The sequence below is a fragment of the Mycobacterium sp. 94-17 genome, from assembly GCF_035617725.1.
Classification (GTDB): Bacteria; Actinomycetota; Actinomycetes; order Mycobacteriales; family Mycobacteriaceae; genus Mycobacterium.
In genome coordinates this window covers 216,233-235,245 of record NZ_JAPIYN010000002.1, presented here as the reverse complement: position 1 = coordinate 235,245, position 19,013 = coordinate 216,233, and the positions used below count along the sequence as shown (strand labels likewise).

Sequence of the window (19,013 nt, the reverse complement as noted above, 5' to 3'; positions counted from 1 at the left end):
GCTATGTTTGCTTCCCATCCGACCGAAGGGATCACTGTTGGCCGCTTCCGATACGGCGCTGCGACGCGTCTCGGTGCACTGGGGAACCGCCGCCGTCGACCTCGCCCTGCCCGCCGGAATCCCTGTCGCCGTGCTTATTCCGTCGGTAGTCGACATCCTCGGGGTCCGGCACCCCGACAACGAGGCCTCGCTCTACCGGTTATCGCTGCCCGGCGCAGCCGGGTTGGATCCGTCGATGACACTCGCGCAGCACGGCATCGACGACGGCTCGGTCCTGCTCCTGACCCGGTGCCGAGCGCGCTTGCCCGCTCCCCGCCCTTTCGAGGTGGCGCAGGCCGTGTCGGCCACTCTCGATGCGGCGACCGGGCCGCGCAGCGGTCTGCATACGCGCGCGGTCAGACTCCTCGGGGTGGCGGCGGCGATCGTCACGGCCGTCACCGGGGCGCTCGGCATCGTGCGTAATGCGGTCAGCCTCGGCCATACCCGGGATGCCGCCGCGACCGTCGCCGCGTTGGCGGCGGCCGGCGCCGTGGCCCTCGGGCTTGCGGCCCTCGCGCACCGCACCCATCACGACCAGACCGCCGCGCTGGCGCTGAGCCTGATCGCCACGGTGTTCGCGGGGGTGGCCGGCTTCGCCGCGGTGCCCGGCGCGCCGGGCATGCCCAACGTGTTGCTGGCCGCGGTCGTGGCCGGCGTCACCGCGGTGATCGCGATGCGCGTATCAATCTGTGCTGTAACCACATTGACGGCGGTGGTGGTCTGCTTGACCATCGTCGCGGTCGCCTCGCTGGTGGATCTGGTCACCGCGGCGCCGCTGCGCGCCATCGCCTCGGCGGCGGCGCTGCTATCCGTCGGGCTGCTCGCGGTGGCGGCGCGCGCAGCGATCGCGCTGGCCGGGCTATCGCCCCGACCGGGAACGCCAGAGGTTGAGCCCGCCGAGGCGAGCACCCGAGCGGTCCGCGCCGACCGGTGGTTGACCAGCCTGCTCGCCGGGCTGTCGGCATCGGCCACGTTGGGCGCTGTCGTCGCCGTGCTCGCCGGCGCGCCACACCCGTCGTGTGTCGCGTTCGGCACGCTCACCGGCGCGCTGCTGCTGCTGCGCTCCCGCTCGACCGACACGAGACGAAAGCTGGTGTTTGCGGCGAGCGGAATCGTCGTTGCGGCAACGACCTTCGGCGTCGCGGTCACGCGCGCACCGCTGCCCGGCCCCTGGGTCGCGATGGCAACGATACTGGCGGTCGCCGTGGCGATGTGCCTGGCCTTCGCCGGCCTGCCACGTCCCGCCTCGCCGGTCCTGCGCCGGGGTGCCGGGCTGCTGGAGTTTTCGGCGCTGGCCGGGATGGTTCCGTTGACCTGCTGGATATGCGGACTCTACGCCGCGGCGCGGGGATGGCACCTTTCGTGACGAGACCCCGCGTTGCCCGCCCGGTGGCTGTGTCGGCTCTGGCACTGGTGGTCACGCTGGGAATGCCGGCGGCGCAAGCCGTCTCGCCGCCGGGCGTCGACGAGAAATGGTTGCCCAAACCCGCCCCGCCCGCGTCGCCGTGGCCGACCGCCCAACGCGAGATTTGTGCGACGATGCCGCTCGACGCGGGACCGGGCCGTAACCGGACCACCGCGCTGGGCGATTTGTCGGCCGTCTGGCAACTCAGCCGCGGCGCCGGGCAACGGGTGGCGATCATCGATACCGGGATCGCCCGACACCTTCGGCTGCCCGACGTGGTGCCCGGCGGCGACTACGTGTCCACCGGCGACGGCCTGCAGGACTGCGACGCGCACGGCACGCTGGTGGCCGGAATCATCGCGGCCACACCCGATCCCAAGGTCGACGGCTTCAGCGGGATGGCGCCCGAAGCCACGTTGATCAGCATTCGTCAGTCCAGCGCGAAGTTCGCCCCCGCCGGCGACCGCTCGCGGACCGGGGTCGGCGACGTCGACACCCTGGCGAAAGCCGTTCGGACGGCGGCCGATTCGGGAGTATCGGTGATCAACATCTCCTCGGTTGCCTGCGCACCCGCGGCGTCGGCGCTCGACGACCGCGCGCTGGGCGCGGCACTGGCCTACGCCGTCGACGTCAAGAACGCCGTCGTCGTCGCCGCAGCAGGCAATACCGGCGGCCCGGGACAGTGCCCGCCGCAGAAGACGGACGCCACCTGGCAGAACGTCACGGTCGCCGTCAGCCCGGCGTGGTACGACGACTACGTGCTGACCGTCGGATCGGTGAATGCCGCCGGCGCGCCCTCGGCATTCACCCTGGCGGGACCGTGGGTGGACGTGGCGGCGCCGGGTGAGGCGGTGCCGTCACTCGCGCCGGAGCCGGTGTCCGGCACCAGCTATGCCGCCCCGGTGGTCAGCGGGCTGGCCGCGCTGATCCGGTCCCGCTTTCCGGCGTTGACCGCCCGTCAGGTGATGCAGCGCATCGAGACGACGGCGCATCATCCGCCCGCCGGGTGGGATCCCCTCGTCGGCAACGGCACCATCGACCCGCTCGCCGCGGTCAGCAGCGGCGCCGACCCTGCGGGCAACGGCCCCGACGGTCCCGGCCCGTCGCAGGCGGCCGTGGCGATCGCCTTGTCGCCGCCTATCCCACCGCGCGACTCCCGGGCACGGGACACCGCGCTGCGCGGTGCCGCGATCTGCGTCGGCGCGCTGGCCGTCGCTCTGGCGGCCGGCGCCATCAGAGGCCGGCTACGGCGAGACCGCGTCGCGCGCGACTGATGCGTGCTGTCGACTCAGCTCGGGTCCGGCCGGCAGCAGGGTGAGAAGCGGCCACGGCGCCGGAGCCGCGTCGGCGAGACCGAGGTCGCGCGCGGCGTCGTCGTCGTGGATGGCGAACCGCACTCCGGTGTCGGTGATCAGGTACCGCGTACCTGCGCCCGCGTCGGCCCGCACATAGGCGCTCGCCCCGGGCGGCACGTAGACGGCGTCCAACGCGGGCCCGGGGCCGTCGGCCTGCGCCAGTGCCACCGGCGCCCGTCCCGGCGGAACCGGGAGCTGGCTTTCGGCCAGCAACGCGACGCCGCCCTGGCCGGATCGCGCCTCCGGCCAGCTCACACACCAGGCGCCGGCCGGCTCCGCGAGCGTGGGCGGGCGGTCGGGAAAATGCGTGACGGGCAGCTCGGCGACGACGGGAGCGGCCCGGATCGCGTCGGGCGCGACGCTGACGGGGTTGACCGTGCCCTGCGGGTTGTGCAGGCGCAGCAGGTCGGCCGCCACCTGGCCGATGCGCTGCACGCCCGTGGCCAGGACCGCGTAGTACTCGTCGCCATCGGCGCGTGTGATGCGAAGCACACTGCCGACCGGGAACCCCGGCAGTCGGGGCGCCGCGGCGCCGCGACCGTGGATGCGAGGCGGCGCGATCGGCGGCGCCTCCGGCACCGCATTCAGCAATGCCTGCGGGACGTGCAACGGCGTACGCTCCTCGAGGCGCAGCGCGCGGACGGCGGCGGCGTCGTCGAGGTCCACCATCGCCCGGTGTCCGTCGTAGAGCAGGTAGGCCGGCGACCCGGACGCCAGGGCCACCAGCATCGCCTGCCCGGCGGGCACGCGGTGCACCGCCGGCGCCTCGGAGCGGCGGCCGATGATGACCGTCGTGGTGCTGGCGCCGGAGCTAGCGCATATCGACCAACCCATATCCCCCGCAGACAGCGGCCGGCCGAGAAACTGCGGCGCGCCCGGAATGCCCAGCAGCGGGCCGCGTTTGGTGGTGCCGAGGTCGGATTCGGTGACCGGCTGCGGGTCGGCGGCCGTCGCCACGATGAGCCGGGCCGAGGCCAGGTTGAGCACCGGGTGCCAGACGTCGCCCACCCGAACGAACAGGGCCCCGGACTCGCGGCTCACCACGATCTGCTCACGATCCAGCGCCACATGGGGCCGCAGCACGGCGATCAGCGCGCAGCCGGCCACGGCGACAGCGGTGATCACGCAGCCGAACATCAGCGATGCCGAATGCGTACGCGGCCGGGCCTCCCCGCCCAGCAGGGCCCCTTCGACGCGACGCAGCAAATACCGGTACGCGCTGACGTGCAGCCACACGGGCGGCTGACGCGGCACCTGATCTCCTGACTCTGCGATGGGCTCACCGGCCACCGTAAGCCGCCATTTCGCGCCGTCTGAGCGGTTATCCACAGGTCGAGGGAGTTTCAACACATCACAATCTGGGTAAAATTGCCCGGTGAAAACTCACCGTGTACGTACCCGTCGGGCGGGCACCGCGCGGTCAGCAGGCCGGCTGATCGGCCTCAGTGCTTCTGCCCTGGTCATGGCTGCCGTCCCGCTCGCCACCCCCGTCGCGATGCCGAAGGCCTCGGCCGACGACTGCCCGGACGTCGAGGTCATCTTCGCTCGCGGAACCAACGAGCCCCCGGGCCTGGGCCGCGTCGGCGACGCCTTCGTCGACTCGCTGCGCCAGCAGACCGGGCTCAACATCCTGCCCTACGGGGTGAACTACGCCGCCAGCAAGCTGCAGCTGCACGGCGGCGACGGCGCCAACGACACCATCGATCGCGTCAAGAAGAGCGTGGAGAAGTGCCCGAATACCAAGATCGTGCTGGGCGGCTACTCACAGGGCGCGTCGGTGATGGACATCGTGGCCGGCGTCCCGATCGGCGGCGTCAGCTGGGGTAGCAAGCTGCCGCAGCAGTACGCCAACAACATCGCCGCCGTCGTGACCTTCGGTGATGTGGCGGACCGCGCCGGCGGCACACTACCCAGCCAGAGTGCGATGCTGGGCTCCAAGGCCGCCGACTACTGCAACCCCAACGACCCGATCTGCCACGCCGGACCCGGCAACGAGTGGAGCGGGCACACCGAGGGCTACGTCCCCGTCTACACCACCCAGGCGGCGCAGTTCGTCGCGCAGAAGCTGGCCGGCTACGGCCCGTCGACCACACCCGGCTACGGCCCGTCGACGCCCGGTTATGGGCCCTCGACGCCGGGATATGGGCCGCAGTCACCGGTGTACGGGCAGAATCCACCGGGGTCGGGCCCGTCGATCAATGGCGGTACCGGAACAGCGCCCGGGCCGTCGCTGCCCGGTCCCGCTACGGACTCACCGCAAGCACCTCTCGTCTAAATCGTTACCGTCGGGTTATCAACGCCCCCGTAACATCGCTGTGTGAGGCTTATCCCCCTGGGGCTGGGAATCGGAATAGGTGCGACGGCCGCGTTACTGGTTGCCCCCCAATTGGTTCCGCACGCATCGGCAGCGTGCCCCGGCGTTGAAGTGGTCTTTGCCCGGGGCACCGACGAGCCGCCCGGTGTCGGCAAGGTGGGCGGTGCCTTCGTCAGCTCGCTGCGCCAGCAGACCCGCAAAAGCGTTGGCGCGTATGGGGTCAACTACCCCGCCAACAAAGACTTCCTGGCCGCCACGAACGGCGCCAACGACGCCAGCACCCACCTTCAGCAGATGGCCGCCAACTGCCCCGCCACCAAGCTGGTATTGGGCGGGTACTCGCAGGGCGCCGCCGTCGTCGATATCGTCACGGCCGCACCGGTTTCCGGCCTGGGCTATCGCCAGCCGCTGCCGCCCGCGGTCGCGGATCACGTCGCCGCGGTCGCCCTGTTCGGCAATCCGTCCGGCCGGGCGGGCCAACTGATGAGCGCCCTGTCCCCGAACTTCGAGAGCAAGACCATCGACCTGTGTAACCCGGGCGACCCGATCTGCTCGGGCGGCATGCAGTGGAGCTCACACCTGGGCTACGTGCCCGGATTGACCAACCAGGCCGCACGATTCGCCGCGGCAAGGGTCTAGCGCGAGCGCACGTCCCGGGTGATCAGGTTTCGCGCGGCCAGCTGGCCGTCGGGCGGGTAGTCGACACCGACCAGCGTCAAGCCATGGGCGGGCGCTGCGGCAAAATCACTGGATCGTGCTGTGACGCTGAGCAATTCGCGGCAATAGTAGACGGACCGGCGATGTTCGCCGACGGCCAGCAGCGCACCGACCAGCGAGCGCACCATCGACCAACAGAACGCATCGGCGCTGACCTGCGCGGTGATCAGGTCGCCGTCGCGCGTCCACTCCAGGCGCTGCAGGTCGCGGATGGTGGTGGCGTTCTCACGATGACGGCAGAACGCGGCAAAATCGTGCAATCCCAGCAGGTCTCGCGACGCGGTGGCCATCGCATCGACGTCCAGCGGGCGCGGCCACGCGGTGACGTAGCGCGCCTGCAGCGGCTGCACACCCCAGGGTGCGGTGGAGAGCCGGTACACGTAGTGACGGCGCAGCGCCGAGAACCGGGCGTCGAAACCCGCGGGGGCGCGGGTGATATCGACGACGCGGACATCGGTGGGCAAAAACCGGCCGAGCCGGCGCAGCAGCGGCAGGAATTCGGGCTCGCCGACGTGGGGCGCCCGCGGATAGGCATTCGGCAGGGCGTCCAGTGGGACGTCGACGTGGGCAACCTGCCCGGTGGCGTGGACGCCGGCGTCGGTGCGGCCCGCCGCGCGCAGCCGCACCGGCGTGCGGAAGACCGTCGTCAGTGCCTCGTCGAGAATTCCGGCCACGGTTCGCTGGCCGGCCTGAGCGGCCCAGCCCGCAAAACCCGTTCCGTCGTAGGCGATGTCGAGCCGCAGACGGACCTGCTCACTAACTCTCGTCCGCCTCGTCTTTCGCCTCGGCGGCTTCGGCTTCGGCCCTCGCTGCCACGGCCTTGTCGGCCTTTTCCTCGGCCTCGGCCTGAGCCTGGGTCGGCTCGGCGTCGGACCCGACCTCGGCCTCGGTCCCAGTCTCGATCTCCTCGACCGTCGGGCCGACGGCCTCCTGCGGCTCGACGGCCGCCTGCGGCGCCGCCGCCGCCGCAACCGGCGCTTGGCCGGCCTCGGCACCCTTCTTGGACGCCTTCACCCGGCGGGCCCGGTCGGCCTCCGACGTCACCGTCTTCTCCCGCACCAGCTCGATCACGGCCATGGGCGCGTTGTCGCCCTTGCGCGGCTCGACCTTGATGATGCGGGTGTAGCCGCCGTTGCGGTCGGCGAAGAACGGGCCGATCTCCTCGAACAGGGCGTGCACCACGTCCTTGTCGCGGATCTTCTTCAGCACCTCCCGGCGGTTGTGCAGCGTGCCCTTCTTCGCGTGCGTGATCAGCTTTTCTGCGTACGGCCGCAACGCACGCGCCTTGGGCTCGGTCGTCTTGATCCGGCCGTGCTCGAACAGCGACGTGGCCAGGTTGGCCAGCAGGGCCTTCTGGTGCGAAGACGACCCGCCGAGGCGGGGGCCCTTGGTGGGCTTGGGCATTGCGCTATCTCCTCATCGGGGGCCGGCCCCCGTATCAGGTAGGGCCGGGACGGACCTTCGTCAGTTGTGTCCGGTTCCTCTGCGGCCGCTGCACGGCCGCATCGTCACCGGACGGCCGTTAGAGCTGTTCGGTTTCCGCGTAGTCCTGGTCGTCGTAGGACGCCTCGCTGGACCAGGTTCCGGTGGCGACGTCGTAACCCGCGACCTGCGACGGGTCGAAGCTCGGCGGGCTGTCCTTGAGCGACAGGCCCAGCTGGTGCAGCTTGACCTTCACCTCGTCGATGGACTTCTGACCGAAGTTGCGGATGTCGAGCAGGTCGGACTCGGTGCGGCTGACCAGCTCGCCGACGGTGTGCACACCCTCGCGCTTGAGGCAGTTGTAGGAGCGCACCGTCAGGTCCAGGTCGTCGATCGGCAGGGCGAACGACGCGATGTGGTCGGCCTCGGCCGGCGACGGCCCGATCTCGATGCCCTCGGCCTCGACGTTGAGTTCACGTGCCAGGCCGAACAATTCGACCAGGGTCTTGCCCGCCGACGCCAGCGCGTCACGGGGATTGATGGAGCTCTTGGTCTCGACGTCCAGGATCAGCTTGTCGAAGTCGGTGCGCTGCTCGACACGAGTGGCGTCCACCTTGTAGGTGACCTTGAGCACCGGCGAGTAGATGGAATCGACTGGGATACGGCCGATTTCGGCACCCGAGGCGCGGTTCTGCACGGCAGGCACGTAGCCACGGCCGCGCTCGACGACCAGCTCGACCTCGAGCTTGCCCTTGTCGTTCAGCGTCGCGATGTGCAGGTCGGGGTTGTGCACGGTGACACCGGCGGGCGGCACGATGTCACCGGCGGTGACCTCGCCCGGGCCCTGCTTGCGCAGGTACATGGTGACCGGCTCGTCCTCCTCGGAGGACACCACCAGGCTCTTGAGGTTCAAGATGATCGCGGTGACGTCTTCCTTGACGCCCGGCACGGTGGTGAACTCGTGCAGCACGCCGTCGATGCGGATGCTGGTGACGGCCGCGCCCGGGATCGAGGACAGCAGCGTCCGGCGCAACGAATTGCCCAGGGTGTAACCGAATCCCGGCTCCAGCGGCTCGATGACGAACTGCGAGCGGCTGTCGTTGAGGACTTCCTCCGACAACGTGGGTCGCTGAGAGATCAGCATGGTGTTTCTCTATCTCCTTCTCGGCACCCGCTATTTGATGCCGTTAAGACCTGCGCCGGGTTCAGCGCAGGGGGTCTTTACTTCGAGTAGAACTCGACGATGAGCTGCTCGGTGAGCGGCACGTCGATCTGCGCCCGGTCGGGCAGCTGGTGGACGAGGATGCGCTGACGCTCCCCCACCACCTGCAGCCAGCCCGGGATGGGGCGGTCGCCCGCCGTCTCCCGCGCGATCTGGAACGGCACGGTGTTCAGCGAGCCGTCCCGCACGTCGATGATGTCGTACTGCGACACCCGGTAGCTGGGGACGTTGACGTGCACGCCGTTGACGCTGAAGTGGCCGTGGCTGACCAGCTGACGCGCCATCCGCCGGGTGCGCGCCAGGCCGGCGCGGTACACGACGTTGTCCAGCCGGCTTTCCAGGATGCGCAACAGCTCCTCACCCGTCTTGCCGGGCTGGCGCACGGCCTCTTCGTAGTAACGACGGAACTGCTTTTCCATCACGCCGTAGGTGAAGCGGGCCTTCTGCTTCTCCTGCAGCTGCAGCAGGTATTCGCTTTCCTTGATCCGTGCCCGGCCGTGCTGGCCGGGCGGGTAGGGGCGCTTCTCGAACGCCTGGTCGCCGCCGACGAGGTCGGTGCGCAGCCGGCGCGACTTGCGGGTGACGGGTCCGGTGTAACGAGCCATGAGTATCTCCTAGACCCTTCTGCGCTTCGGGGGGCGGACGCCGTTGTGCGGCTGGGGGGTGACGTCGGAGATCGCGCCGACCTCCAGGCCGGCGGCCTGCAGCGACCGGATCGCCGTCTCGCGGCCCGAACCGGGGCCCTTCACGAACACGTCGACCTTCTTCACACCGTGCTCCTGCGCCTTGCGGGCCGCGTTCTCGGCGGCCAGCTGCGCGGCGAACGGCGTCGACTTCCGCGAGCCCTTGAACCCGACGTGTCCCGACGACGCCCAGGCGATGACGTTGCCCTGCGGGTCGGTGATCGTCACGATCGTGTTGTTGAAGGTGCTCTTGATATGGGCCGCGCCGTGCGGGACGTTCTTCTTTTCCCGGCGACGGGTCTTCTGCCCCTTCTTGGCGGCAGGGCTTGCCTTCTTGGCTGGTGGCATGACGTGGTTACCTGGCCTTCTTCTTGCCGGCGATGGTGCGCTTGGGGCCCTTGCGGGTGCGCGCGTTGGTCTTGGTCCGCTGGCCGCGTACCGGCAGGCCGCGACGGTGCCGCAGGCCCTGGTAGCAGCCGATCTCGATCTTGCGCCGGATGTCGGCCTGGATTTCGCGACGCAGGTCACCCTCGACCTTGAGGTTGCCTTCGATGTAGTCGCGCAGGTGGGTCAGCTGGTCGTCGGTCAGGTCCCGGGTGCGCAGGTCCTTGTCGATCCCCGTCGCCGCCAGGATCTCGTTGGAACGGGTCCGGCCGACGCCGAAGATGTACGTCAGCGCGATCTCCATCCGCTTGTCGCGCGGGAGATCGACGCCTACTAGTCGTGCCATAGGTGGCGTTTCCTCTTTTTTCTAGGCGGAGGTCTGATCCCAGCCCGTTCCCGATGCGAGATCGGGGCCCGGCCTCCGTCCGGGCGTGGATGAGCGGTCCATCTCTGAAGATGCCAGCCGCTCAGTGGTGCTGGAAGGTCTGCATTCAGTTGTGTACGCGGGCGGGCTGGCCGGTCGGGTCAGCCCTGCCGCTGCTTGTGGCGCGGATCGGAGCAGATCACCATGACCCGCCCATGCCGACGGATCACCCTGCACTTGTCACAGATTGGCTTGACGCTCGGGTTCACCTTCACGGCTGTTCGATCCTGTTCTATCTTCGTCGGGTTGTTGGCGATCAGGCGCGTTACTTGTACCGGTACACGATGCGACCGCGGGACAGGTCGTAGGGAGACAACTCCACCACCACCCGGTCCTCGGGCAGGATGCGGATGTAGTGCTGCCGCATCTTGCCGCTGATGTGGGCAAGCACCTTGTGACCGTTCTCCAGCTCAATGCGGAACATCGCATTGGGCAGCGGCTCGACCACCCGGCCTTCCACCTCGATGGCGCCGTCCTTCTTGGCCATAACTCGTTGCAAATCCTCGTCGTATAGTTTCGTTCTCGTCTGCGCCTCATGGACGCGACATGGCACCGACCTGGAACGTGAGCCGGTGACAGGAAATTCCTAGGGACTTGGCACACAAAAAGCCGGCGCGAGTGCCGCACCGTTGTTCCACGATACCTGGTTGTTGCGCTCCACCAAAATCGCTGTCGGCGGAATGCGGGCGGGTGCGCTCGCCCTGCCGGATGGCCACTGACGAGCGCATACTTGACGCCGATGACCCTCCCCTCTGGCCCCGCCGGCACGGCGGGGCAACAGCGCAAGCCCGTGATGTTGACCGTCGACGACGACCCCTCGGTTTCCCGGGCGGTGGCCCGCGACCTGCGTCGCCAGTACGGCGAGGAACATCGGATCGTGCGCGCGGAGTCCGGGCCCGACGCGCTGGGCACGCTCAAAGAGCTCAAGCTGCGCGGCGAGACCGTCGCGCTGCTCATCGCCGACTATCGGATGCCGCAGATGAGCGGCATCGAGTTCCTCGAGCAGGCCATGGACCTGTATCCGGCGGCGCGCCGGGTGCTGCTGACCGCCTACGCGGACACGCACGCCGCCATCGACGCGATCAACGTCGTCGACCTGGACCACTACCTGCTCAAGCCGTGGGATCCACCGCAGGAGAAGTTCTATCCCGTCATCGACGGGCTGCTGGACGCCTGGCGTGCCGCGCCCGACCACCCCATCCCGCACACCAAGGTGATCGGCCACCGCTGGTCGGCGCGGTCCTGGCAGGTCCGCGACTTCCTGGCCCGCAACGGCCTCTACTACACCTGGTTCATGGCCGACGAGCCCGCGGGCGAGCGGCTGCTCACCGCGGCGGGCGAGAACGGCCTTCGGCTGCCGGTGGTCATCACCCAGCGCGGCGACACCCTGGTCGAGCCCACCGATGCGCAGCTGGCCGGGACGCTGGGGCTGACCACCACGCCGTCGCAGGAGTTCTACGACCTGATCGTGGTCGGCGGCGGGCCCGCGGGCCTGGCCGCGGCCGTGTACGGCGCCTCCGAGGGCCTGCGCACGGTGCTCATCGAGCACATCGCCACCGGCGGGCAGGCCGGGCAGAGCTCCCGCATCGAGAACTACCTGGGCTTCCCGGACGGGGTCTCGGGTGGGCAGCTGGCCGACCGCGCCCGCCGGCAGGCGGAGAAGTTCGGTGCCGAGCTGATCACCGCCCGCAAGGCCACCGCCCTGGAGGTGAACGGATCCAAACGCACCGTGCGGTTCGCCGACGGCGGCTCGGTCGACGCGCATGCAGTCATCCTCGCCACCGGAGTCTCCTATCGCCAGCTGCAGGCCGACGGCTGCGCCGAGCTGACCGGCTGCGGCATCTACTACGGCGCGGCCATTTCGGTCGCCTCGGAGTGCGAGGACGACGAGGTCTACGTGATCGGCGGGGCGAACTCGGCCGGCCAGGCCGCCATGTACCTCTCGCGGACGGCCAAGTCGGTCACCATCGTGGTGCGCGCCGCGTCGCTCGAGGCCTCGATGTCCTACTACCTCATCCAGCAGATCGAGGCGAACCCCAAGATCACCGTGCTGACCCGCACCGAGGTGCAGCGCGCGAACGGCGACGGCCACCTGGAGCGACTGACGCTGGTCAACAACCGCACCGGCGAAACCGAGGACGTCCGCTGCGGCCGGATGTTCATCTTCATCGGCGCCGCCCCGCGCACCGACTGGCTCGACGGCGTGGTGGCCCGCGACGACCACGGCTTCATCCTGACCGGCCCGGACCTGCGCAACGTGTGCGGCTGGACGCTGGATCGGCCGCCGCACCATTTGGAGACCAGCGTGCCCGGGGTCTTCGCCACCGGCGACGTCCGGTCCACGTCGGCCAAGCGGGTCGCGGCCGCGGTCGGCGAGGGGTCGATGGCGGTCATGCTGGTCCACCGATACCTGGCCGAATCATGACCGCCGGGACACCCTGCGACCCCGACGAGCTGCGCAGCCTGTTCCTGTTCGAGGCGCTGACCGACGAGCAGCTCGCGGTGCTGTGCGGCAACGGGCACATCCAGCACTACGAACCGGGACCGATCTGCGTCGAGGGCGAGCCGGCGACCTGCTTCTACGTGCTGATCGAGGGCGAGCTGATGATGTCCAAGCTCTCCGGCGGCCAGGACATCGAAACCAACCGCACCTCGCAGCGCGGCGTGTACTGCGGGGCGTGGCGGGCGTTCACCGGTGGCAACCAGAAGAGCTACGACGCCTCGGTGCATGTGACCAGGCCGTCGCGGTTCTTCGTGATGGACGCGCCGGTGTTCGCCGAGTTCATGAAGGACCAGTTCCCCATGGCGGTGCACCTGCTCGACGGCATCGCCGTCGGCACCGACCGCACCCGGCGGATCATCGGCAACCGGGAGAAGCTGCTGGCGCTGGGCCGGTTGGCGGCCGGGCTGACGCATCAGCTGAACAATCCCGCCGCGGCGATCTCGCGCGCGTCGTCGGATCTGCGGGAGCGGGTGGCCAACATGCGGCACAAGCTGGGGATGCTCGCGGACGGGACCATCTCGCCCGAGGCGCTCAGTGCCCTGGTGCGCTTACAGGAGCGGGTCGCCGAGCAGGTCGCCAAGTCCGCGACGCAGCATCTGACCGCGCTGGAGACCTCCGACCGCGAGGACGCCGTGGGCGACTGGCTGGACGACCACGGCATCGACGGCGGCTGGGACATCGCCCCGACGCTGGTCGAGGGCGGCATCGACACCGACTGGCTGGAGCGGATCTCCGCGGTCAGCGAGGAGGTCGCGTCGGCGTCGCTGGAGCAGGCGATCCGATGGATCAGCTACACCATCGAGAGCGAGCTGCTGATGAACCAGATCGCCGAAGCGAGCAAACGGATTTCGGCTCTGGTGGCCGACGCCAAGCAGTATTCCCAACTGGATCGGGCTCCGTTCCAGGTGACCAACGTGCACGATCTGCTGCGTAGCACGCTGGTGATGTTCGCCGATCGGCTGTCCAAGGACGCGGCCAAGGGCGGCGATACACGCCCCGCCATCACCGTGATCAAGGACTTCGACCAGACATTGCCCGAAATCCCTTGCTACCCAGGCGATCTCAATCAGGTGTGGACGAACATCATCGACAACGCGATCGCCGCGATGCGCACCACCGGTGGCTCGCTGACCATCCGCACCCGCCGGGAAGGCGAGGAGCTGGCCCGCATCGAAATCTGCGACACCGGGCCGGGCATCCCCGAGGACGTGCGCGGTCACATCTTCGAGCCGTTCTTCACCACCAAACCCTTCGGCGAAGGCACCGGGCTGGGCCTGGACCTGGCCTTCAACATCGTCGTCAAGAAACATCGGGGCGACCTGCGGGTGGAGTCGGCGCCCGGCGACACCCGGTTCGTCGTGCTGTTGCCGCTGGAGCCGCCCGCCACCGACCCGGCCACCGCGGACCTCGACGACGATGAGGATTCGGCCGCCGCGGAATAGCGTTCGCGGGGCGCAGGTTGGGAACACCATGACCGATGCAGCGAGCAAGCCCGATCTCGGCCGGTTCGGATCTTTCGGACGCGGCGTCACACCCGAGCAGGCCCGCGACATCGAGGCGCTGGGCTACGGCGCCGTCTGGGTCGGTGGCTCACCACCCGCCGAGCTGGCCTGGGTCGAGCCCCTCTTGGAGGCGACGACGACGTTGCAGGTGGCCACCGGCATCGTCAACATCTGGACCGCGGCCGCCGGGCCGGTCGCCGAATCGTTTCACCGCATCGACAAGGCCTACCCGGGCCGGTTCCTGCTGGGCATCGGCGTCGGCCACCCCGAGGCGCACACCGAGTACCGCAAGCCCTACGACGCGCTGGCCGACTACCTGCGGCAGCTCGACGACTACGGCGTGCCCGCCCACCGCCGGGTGGTGGCGGCGCTGGGCCCCCGCGTCCTCAAGCTGTCCGCGGAACGCTCGGCCGGGGCGCACCCCTACCTGACCACCCCCGGGCACACAGCGCGGGCCCGCGAGCTCATCGGGCCGTCGGCCTTTCTGGCTCCCGAACACAAGGTGGTGCTGACCACCGACGCCGAGAAGGCCCGGGCGATCGGCCGCAAGGCGCTCGACATCTATTTCAACCTCGCCAACTATCGAAACAACTGGAAGCGGCTGGGTTTCACCGAGGAGGACGTCACCCGCCCGGGCAGCGACCGCCTGGTGGACGCGGTGGTGGCCTATGGCACCGTGGACCAGATCGCGGCGCGACTCACCGAGCACCTCGACGCCGGCGCCGATCACGTCCCCGTGCAGGTGTTGACCAAAAATGAAAACCTGGTCTCGGCACTGGCCGAACTGGCGGGGCCACTGGGATTGACGCAGTCCTGACACCAACTCGCCAGGGGGAACGCAGATGACCGAGGGAGTTTCACTCAAGCCCGAGCTGGGCCGGTTCGGCGTGTGGCTGCCCACGCGTTCCATCTCCCCCGAGCTTGCGGCGGGCATCGAATCGCTGGGCTACGGCGCCGCGTGGATCGGTGGATCGCCGAGCGCCGACCTGTCCTGGGCCGACGAGGCCCTGGCGCGGACCTCGTCGCTGCAGCTGGCCACCGGCATCGTCAACATCTGGACCGCACCCGCCCCGGCCGTCGCCGAGTCCTTCCAACGGATCGAATCCGGCCATCCGGGAAGGTTTTTGCTGGGCCTCGGGGTGGGCCATCCCGAGCACACCGCGCAGTACGTGAAGCCGCACGACGCCCTGGTCTCCTACCTCGACGAACTCGACGCGGCCCTGGTGCCGACGAGCCGTCGGGTGCTCGCGGCGCTGGGGCCGCGGGTGCTGACACTCGCAGCGCAGCGCAGCGCCGGGGCGCACCCGTACCTGACCACACCGGAGCACACCGCGAAGGCACGCGAATTGCTGGGCGGGGCAGTATTTTTAGCGCCCGAACACAAGGTGGTACTCACCACGCCGGACAACAAGGGGGCCGAGCAGGCCCGCGCGATCGGTCGTCAGACGGTCGACTTCTACCTCGGCCTGAGCAATTACGTGAACAACTGGTTGCGGCTGGGATTCACCGAAGCCGACGTGCGCAGGCCCGGCAGCGACAGGCTGATCGACGCGGTGGTGGCCCACGGCACCCCGGACGACGTCGCGAGCCGGCTGGCGCAGCACCTGCAGGCCGGCGCCGACCACGTGGCGATCCAGGTGCTGGGCTGCGGCGACGACAAAGCGCTGCTGGCCGCGCTCGCCGAGTTGGCCGGACCGTTGGGGCTCACCCGCGCGGGCTGACCGATCGGCTCGGTTAGGGTTTTGGGCATGCGGTTACTGGTCACCGGCGGCGCTGGATTCATCGGCGCCAACTTCGTGCACAGCACCGTCCGCGAACACCCCGAGGATTCCGTGACCGTGCTCGACGCCATGACCTATGCGGGCCGGCGCGAGTCACTGGCCGGCGTCGAGGACGCCGTCGAGCTGGTGGTCGGTGACATCACCGACGCCGGGCTGGTGTCGCGGCTGGTCGCCGAGTCCGACGCCGTGGTGCACTTCGCCGCGGAGAGTCACGTGGACAACGCCCTGGAGGGCCCCACGCCGTTCGTGCACACCAACGTCGTCGGCACCTTCACCATCCTCGAGGCGGTGCGACGTTACGGTGTACGGCTGCATCACATCTCGACCGACGAGGTCTACGGCGACCTGGAGCTCGATGACCCGCAGCGGTTCACCGAGGCGACGCCCTACAACCCGTCCAGCCCGTACTCGGCGACCAAAGCCGCCGCCGACATGCTGGTGCGCGCCTGGGTGCGCTCGTATGGGGTGCGCGCGACGATCTCGAACTGCTCCAACAATTATGGGCCGTACCAGCACGTCGAGAAGTTCATCCCGCGCCAGATCACCAATGTGCTCACCGGCCGGCGGCCCAAGCTGTACGGCGCTGGCGCCAACGTCCGCGACTGGATACACGTCGACGACCACAACAGCGCGGTCCGACGGATCCTCGACAAGGGCGAGCTCGGGCGCACCTACCTGATCGGCTCCGACGGAGAGCGTGACAACCTGACCGTGCTGCGCACGCTGCTACAGATGATGGGCCGCGATCCCGACGACTTCGACCACGTCACCGACCGTGCCGGCCACGATTTACGCTACGCCATCGACCCCTCGGCGTTGTGTGACGAACTGTGTTGGGCGCCAAAGCATACCGACTTTCAGGAGGGCCTGCGTGGGACTATCGACTGGTACCGTGCGAACGAATCGTGGTGGCGTCCGTTGAAAGACGCCGCGGAGGCCCGCTATGAAGGGCGCGGGCAGTAGCGTGCGGGTCCGCGAATTGCGCATTCCCGGCGCCTGGGAGATCACCCCCGACATTCATGGTGACTCGCGTGGCCTGTTCTTCGAGTGGATCAGCGACAGGGGATTCCGCTCCTTCGCCGGCCACACGCCGGACATCCGGCAGGCCAATTGCTCGGTGTCATCGGCCGGTGTGCTGCGCGGACTGCACTTCGCCCAGGTGCCGCCGAGTCAGGCCAAGTATGTGACCTGCGTTCGCGGTGCGGTGTTCGACGTCGTGGTCGACATCCGGGAGGGCTCGCCAACCTTCGGGCAGTGGGATTCGGTGCTGCTCGACGATTCCGATCGCCGCACGATCTACATCTCCGAAGGCCTCGGGCACGGCTTCCTTGCGCTGCAGGATAATTCGACGGTGATGTATCTGTGCTCGGCGGAATACAACCCACAGCGCGAGCACGCCATTCTCGCGACCGATCCGTCGCTGGCCATCGACTGGCCGCCGGTGAATGGCGCGGCGCCCACCTTGTCCGACCGCGACGCTGCGGCACCCAGCTTCGCAGAGGTGCGCGCCGCCGGCCTGCTGCCCACCTGGGAAGAGACGAAGGCGTTCATCGAAAAGCGCGGTCAGCCCGCGTAACCGTCAGGGCGCCTGCCCACAAAGCCACCGTGAGCACCTCGGCTCCCACGCTGACGGCCGCGTACGGTGCCGGATCCCAGCCTCTTTCGGCGAAGCCGGAAAGACCGACGGTGCGCGACAGCACGAACGCGACCAGAGAACCGGCCGCCACCGTGGCACCGGCCCAGCGCAGCCACGCGGGACCACCGACCAGGATCAGTCCTGCGATCGCGAACGAAAGGCTGGCCTGGACCATGAATGCCGCGCCGATAGTCGGAATGTGCCGATAACCATGCACATAGAGGTAGGCGTGGCCGGCGGCGGCGATGGTCAGCGACGCGGCGAAGCCGACGCGAACCAGGATGCTCGTCACACTCATTGCAGCGCAGTCTCCTTCAGGGCCAGAGCGCCCTCTCCTGGGGTGTAGCTGACCTCACGGATGCTCAGCGCGTCGCGCAGCCTGCCGGGCGACAGTGTGACGGGCTTGGGTGCGGGCCCATCACCCGGTCGCGGCAGCGGGTAAGCGGTGGTGGTACCGCTGTAGAACGTGACCTTGTCCTCCGTTTTGGAGAACAGCTGGTGGACATGGCCGTTCAGGCACGTGACTGAGGAGAAGCGGCGTAGGTAGCTCAGTGCCCGGGTGGCGTCGTCGGTGCCCCAGCCCCATTGCGGGTACATCGCGAACAACGGTATGTGACTGAATACGACGATGGGGGTATCGCTGGACAGGCGCGCGACGTCCTTCTTGACGAACTCCAACTGATCGGTACCGAGGTGGCCGAGTTTGCGCAGATTCAGCGTGTTGACCAACGCGATCAGGTGCACCCCGGCGATGTCGAGGCTGTACCAACCGTCGCCAACGGAGCCGGCGCCGAATGTGTTTCGGTACTTCTGACCCGCGTCATCGATCGAGTCGTGCTCCCCCGGCACAGTGAACACGTGTGGCGTGCTGAGGCCACTCATCATCTGCCGCACCTGGTCGAACTGCTCCGGACTGGACAAGTGGGTCAGGTCGCCGGTGTGGATGACGAAATCCGGCGTGTAACCGAGGCTGTTGACTCGATCGATTGCGCGACTGAACGTCGTGGTGACGTCCGGGTTGGCCGTCCCGGTGAAACCGAGGTGACTGTCGCTGATTTGGGCGAATCGCAGGGTCGGCGCGGCGTGTGTACGCGCGGCCGTCGCGTCGCCGGCGACATGCGAGATGACCTCGCCGCCGGCCACGGCGAACCCGACCGCCGCTCCGAACCATGCCGAGTGCCGGATGAGCTGGCGGCGGTTCATGGGCTGGCCGGCGCCCGTCATCCGGTCACCACCACGGTGCCGCGCATCATCGGGTGAATCGAGCAGACATAGTCGAAAGTCCCTACGGTGGAGAACGTGTGGCTGAACGTCGCCCCTGTCCCCATACCGGGTGAGCGGAACGAGCCGTCACCTGCGGCCACCGTATGAGGTTCTTCGTCGCGATTGGTCCACGTCACGGTGGTACCGGCGGGCACGGTCAAGGTCACCGGCGCGAACGCGAAGCCGTCGATGCTGACCTGGTCGCCGCGCACCGGAGCCGCCGGTGCGGTGACCGACATCGTGGTGGTGGGCGCGGGGGTGGTCGCCACCGGCCGCGGCTGGGAGCAACCGGTCAACAGCAACATACCCACAGCCGCCGCGAACGCCAAAAGTCTTCGTAGCATGGGGATATCCATGCCCAGA

General features: G+C 68.8%; 22 protein-coding genes. 10 read left to right on the top strand and 12 right to left on the bottom strand.

Annotated elements, in window-relative coordinates; genetic code table 11:
* Positions 1–37 precede the first annotated feature (37 nt).
* Together eccD and mycP are read left to right on the top strand one after the other, a co-directional pair.
* Positions 38–1,405 carry a type VII secretion integral membrane protein EccD gene (eccD, locus tag OQ789_RS04045; RefSeq protein ID WP_324683677.1) on the top strand — a complete coding sequence of 456 codons (1,368 nt, stop codon included), beginning with the start codon at positions 38–40 and terminating at the stop codon, positions 1,403–1,405.
* Positions 1,402–2,718 carry a type VII secretion-associated serine protease mycosin gene (gene mycP / locus OQ789_RS04040; protein WP_420716031.1) on the top strand — a complete coding sequence of 439 codons (1,317 nt, stop codon included), beginning with the start codon at positions 1,402–1,404 and terminating at the stop codon, positions 2,716–2,718. Before eccD ends, mycP begins: the two co-directional genes overlap by 4 nt.
* On the opposite strand, the gene eccB is transcribed toward mycP, so the two are convergent.
* Positions 2,689–4,053, bottom strand: a complete 1,365-nt coding sequence (eccB, locus tag OQ789_RS04035; RefSeq protein WP_324683676.1) for a type VII secretion protein EccB — start codon at positions 4,051–4,053, stop codon at positions 2,689–2,691. The two genes, mycP and eccB, sit on opposite strands and share 30 nt — an antisense overlap.
* A gap of 121 nt (positions 4,054–4,174) precedes the next feature.
* Here eccB and OQ789_RS04030 point away from each other — a divergent pair, with 121 nt between their 5' ends.
* On the top strand, positions 4,175–5,074 hold the full coding sequence (locus tag OQ789_RS04030) for a cutinase family protein (RefSeq protein WP_420716030.1): 900 nt from the start codon (positions 4,175–4,177) through the stop codon (positions 5,072–5,074).
* Positions 5,075–5,131: 57 nt separating this feature from the next.
* Positions 5,132–5,752: a cutinase family protein gene (locus OQ789_RS04025; protein WP_324683848.1), complete on the top strand. Its 621-nt coding sequence runs from the start codon at positions 5,132–5,134 to the stop codon at positions 5,750–5,752.
* Here the strand turns inward: OQ789_RS04025 and truA are convergent.
* The 8 genes from truA to infA all read right to left on the bottom strand — a co-directional run bounded on the left by truA (position 5,749) and on the right by infA (position 10,452).
* Positions 5,749–6,573 (bottom strand): tRNA pseudouridine(38-40) synthase TruA, encoded by an 825-nt coding sequence (gene truA, locus OQ789_RS04020; RefSeq protein WP_324683846.1) that lies wholly within the window; start codon positions 6,571–6,573, stop codon positions 5,749–5,751. The genes OQ789_RS04025 and truA overlap by 4 nt on opposite strands.
* A gap of 13 nt (positions 6,574–6,586) precedes the next feature.
* Positions 6,587–7,234 (bottom strand): 50S ribosomal protein L17, encoded by a 648-nt coding sequence (gene rplQ / locus OQ789_RS04015; protein ID WP_324683675.1) that lies wholly within the window; start codon positions 7,232–7,234, stop codon positions 6,587–6,589.
* Positions 7,235–7,352: 118 nt separating this feature from the next.
* Positions 7,353–8,396 (bottom strand): DNA-directed RNA polymerase subunit alpha, encoded by a 1,044-nt coding sequence (locus tag OQ789_RS04010; protein ID WP_324683674.1) that lies wholly within the window; start codon positions 8,394–8,396, stop codon positions 7,353–7,355.
* Between the two features lie 77 nt (positions 8,397–8,473).
* Positions 8,474–9,079: a 30S ribosomal protein S4 gene (rpsD, locus tag OQ789_RS04005; protein WP_324683673.1), complete on the bottom strand. Its 606-nt coding sequence runs from the start codon at positions 9,077–9,079 to the stop codon at positions 8,474–8,476.
* 9 nt (positions 9,080–9,088) lie between these two features.
* Positions 9,089–9,505 (bottom strand): 30S ribosomal protein S11, encoded by a 417-nt coding sequence (gene rpsK / locus OQ789_RS04000; protein ID WP_324683671.1) that lies wholly within the window; start codon positions 9,503–9,505, stop codon positions 9,089–9,091.
* 7 nt (positions 9,506–9,512) lie between these two features.
* Positions 9,513–9,887, bottom strand: a complete 375-nt coding sequence (gene rpsM / locus OQ789_RS03995; protein WP_324683670.1) for a 30S ribosomal protein S13 — start codon at positions 9,885–9,887, stop codon at positions 9,513–9,515.
* A gap of 179 nt (positions 9,888–10,066) precedes the next feature.
* Positions 10,067–10,180 (bottom strand): 50S ribosomal protein L36, encoded by a 114-nt coding sequence (gene rpmJ, locus OQ789_RS03990; protein WP_003879483.1) that lies wholly within the window; start codon positions 10,178–10,180, stop codon positions 10,067–10,069.
* A gap of 50 nt (positions 10,181–10,230) precedes the next feature.
* Positions 10,231–10,452 (bottom strand): translation initiation factor IF-1, encoded by a 222-nt coding sequence (infA, locus tag OQ789_RS03985; protein ID WP_003418601.1) that lies wholly within the window; start codon positions 10,450–10,452, stop codon positions 10,231–10,233.
* Positions 10,453–10,704: 252 nt separating this feature from the next.
* Here infA and OQ789_RS03980 point away from each other — a divergent pair, with 252 nt between their 5' ends.
* Genes OQ789_RS03980 through rfbC form a run of 6 tightly spaced genes read left to right on the top strand, consistent with a single transcriptional unit; the run spans position 10,705 to position 17,327 of the window.
* Entirely contained in the window at positions 10,705–12,390 is a 1,686-nt protein-coding gene (locus tag OQ789_RS03980) for an FAD-dependent oxidoreductase (protein WP_324683669.1), read from the top strand.
* Entirely contained in the window at positions 12,387–13,910 is a 1,524-nt protein-coding gene (locus OQ789_RS03975) for an ATP-binding protein (RefSeq protein WP_324683667.1), read from the top strand. The genes OQ789_RS03980 and OQ789_RS03975 overlap by 4 nt, the downstream gene beginning before the upstream one ends.
* A gap of 28 nt (positions 13,911–13,938) precedes the next feature.
* Positions 13,939–14,787, top strand: a complete 849-nt coding sequence (locus OQ789_RS03970; RefSeq protein ID WP_324683665.1) for an LLM class F420-dependent oxidoreductase — start codon at positions 13,939–13,941, stop codon at positions 14,785–14,787.
* Between the two features lie 25 nt (positions 14,788–14,812).
* Complete coding sequence (locus OQ789_RS03965) at positions 14,813–15,691, top strand: LLM class F420-dependent oxidoreductase (RefSeq protein ID WP_324683663.1); 879 nt, start codon at positions 14,813–14,815, stop codon at positions 15,689–15,691.
* A 27-nt stretch (positions 15,692–15,718) separates the two neighbouring features.
* Positions 15,719–16,714, top strand: a complete 996-nt coding sequence (rfbB, locus tag OQ789_RS03960) for a dTDP-glucose 4,6-dehydratase (RefSeq protein ID WP_324683662.1) — start codon at positions 15,719–15,721, stop codon at positions 16,712–16,714.
* Between the two features lies 1 nt (position 16,715).
* The gene (rfbC, locus tag OQ789_RS03955) at positions 16,716–17,327 is read left to right on the top strand and encodes a dTDP-4-dehydrorhamnose 3,5-epimerase (RefSeq protein WP_324683845.1); all 612 of its coding nucleotides are present in this window, start codon (positions 16,716–16,718) and stop codon (positions 17,325–17,327) included.
* On the opposite strand, the gene OQ789_RS03950 is transcribed toward rfbC, so the two are convergent.
* The 3 genes from OQ789_RS03950 to OQ789_RS03940 are packed head-to-tail and all read right to left on the bottom strand — an operon-like array spanning position 17,299 to position 19,012.
* On the bottom strand, positions 17,299–17,685 hold the full coding sequence (locus OQ789_RS03950; RefSeq protein ID WP_324683660.1) for a hypothetical protein: 387 nt from the start codon (positions 17,683–17,685) through the stop codon (positions 17,299–17,301). The two genes, rfbC and OQ789_RS03950, sit on opposite strands and share 29 nt — an antisense overlap.
* A complete protein-coding gene (locus OQ789_RS03945; protein ID WP_324683658.1) occupies positions 17,682–18,611 on the bottom strand; it encodes a metallophosphoesterase family protein in 930 nt (309 codons plus the stop codon). The genes OQ789_RS03950 and OQ789_RS03945 overlap by 4 nt, the downstream gene beginning before the upstream one ends.
* Positions 18,608–19,012 (bottom strand): cupredoxin domain-containing protein, encoded by a 405-nt coding sequence (locus tag OQ789_RS03940; RefSeq protein ID WP_420716037.1) that lies wholly within the window; start codon positions 19,010–19,012, stop codon positions 18,608–18,610. The genes OQ789_RS03945 and OQ789_RS03940 overlap by 4 nt, the downstream gene beginning before the upstream one ends.
* Position 19,013 lies beyond the last annotated feature (1 nt).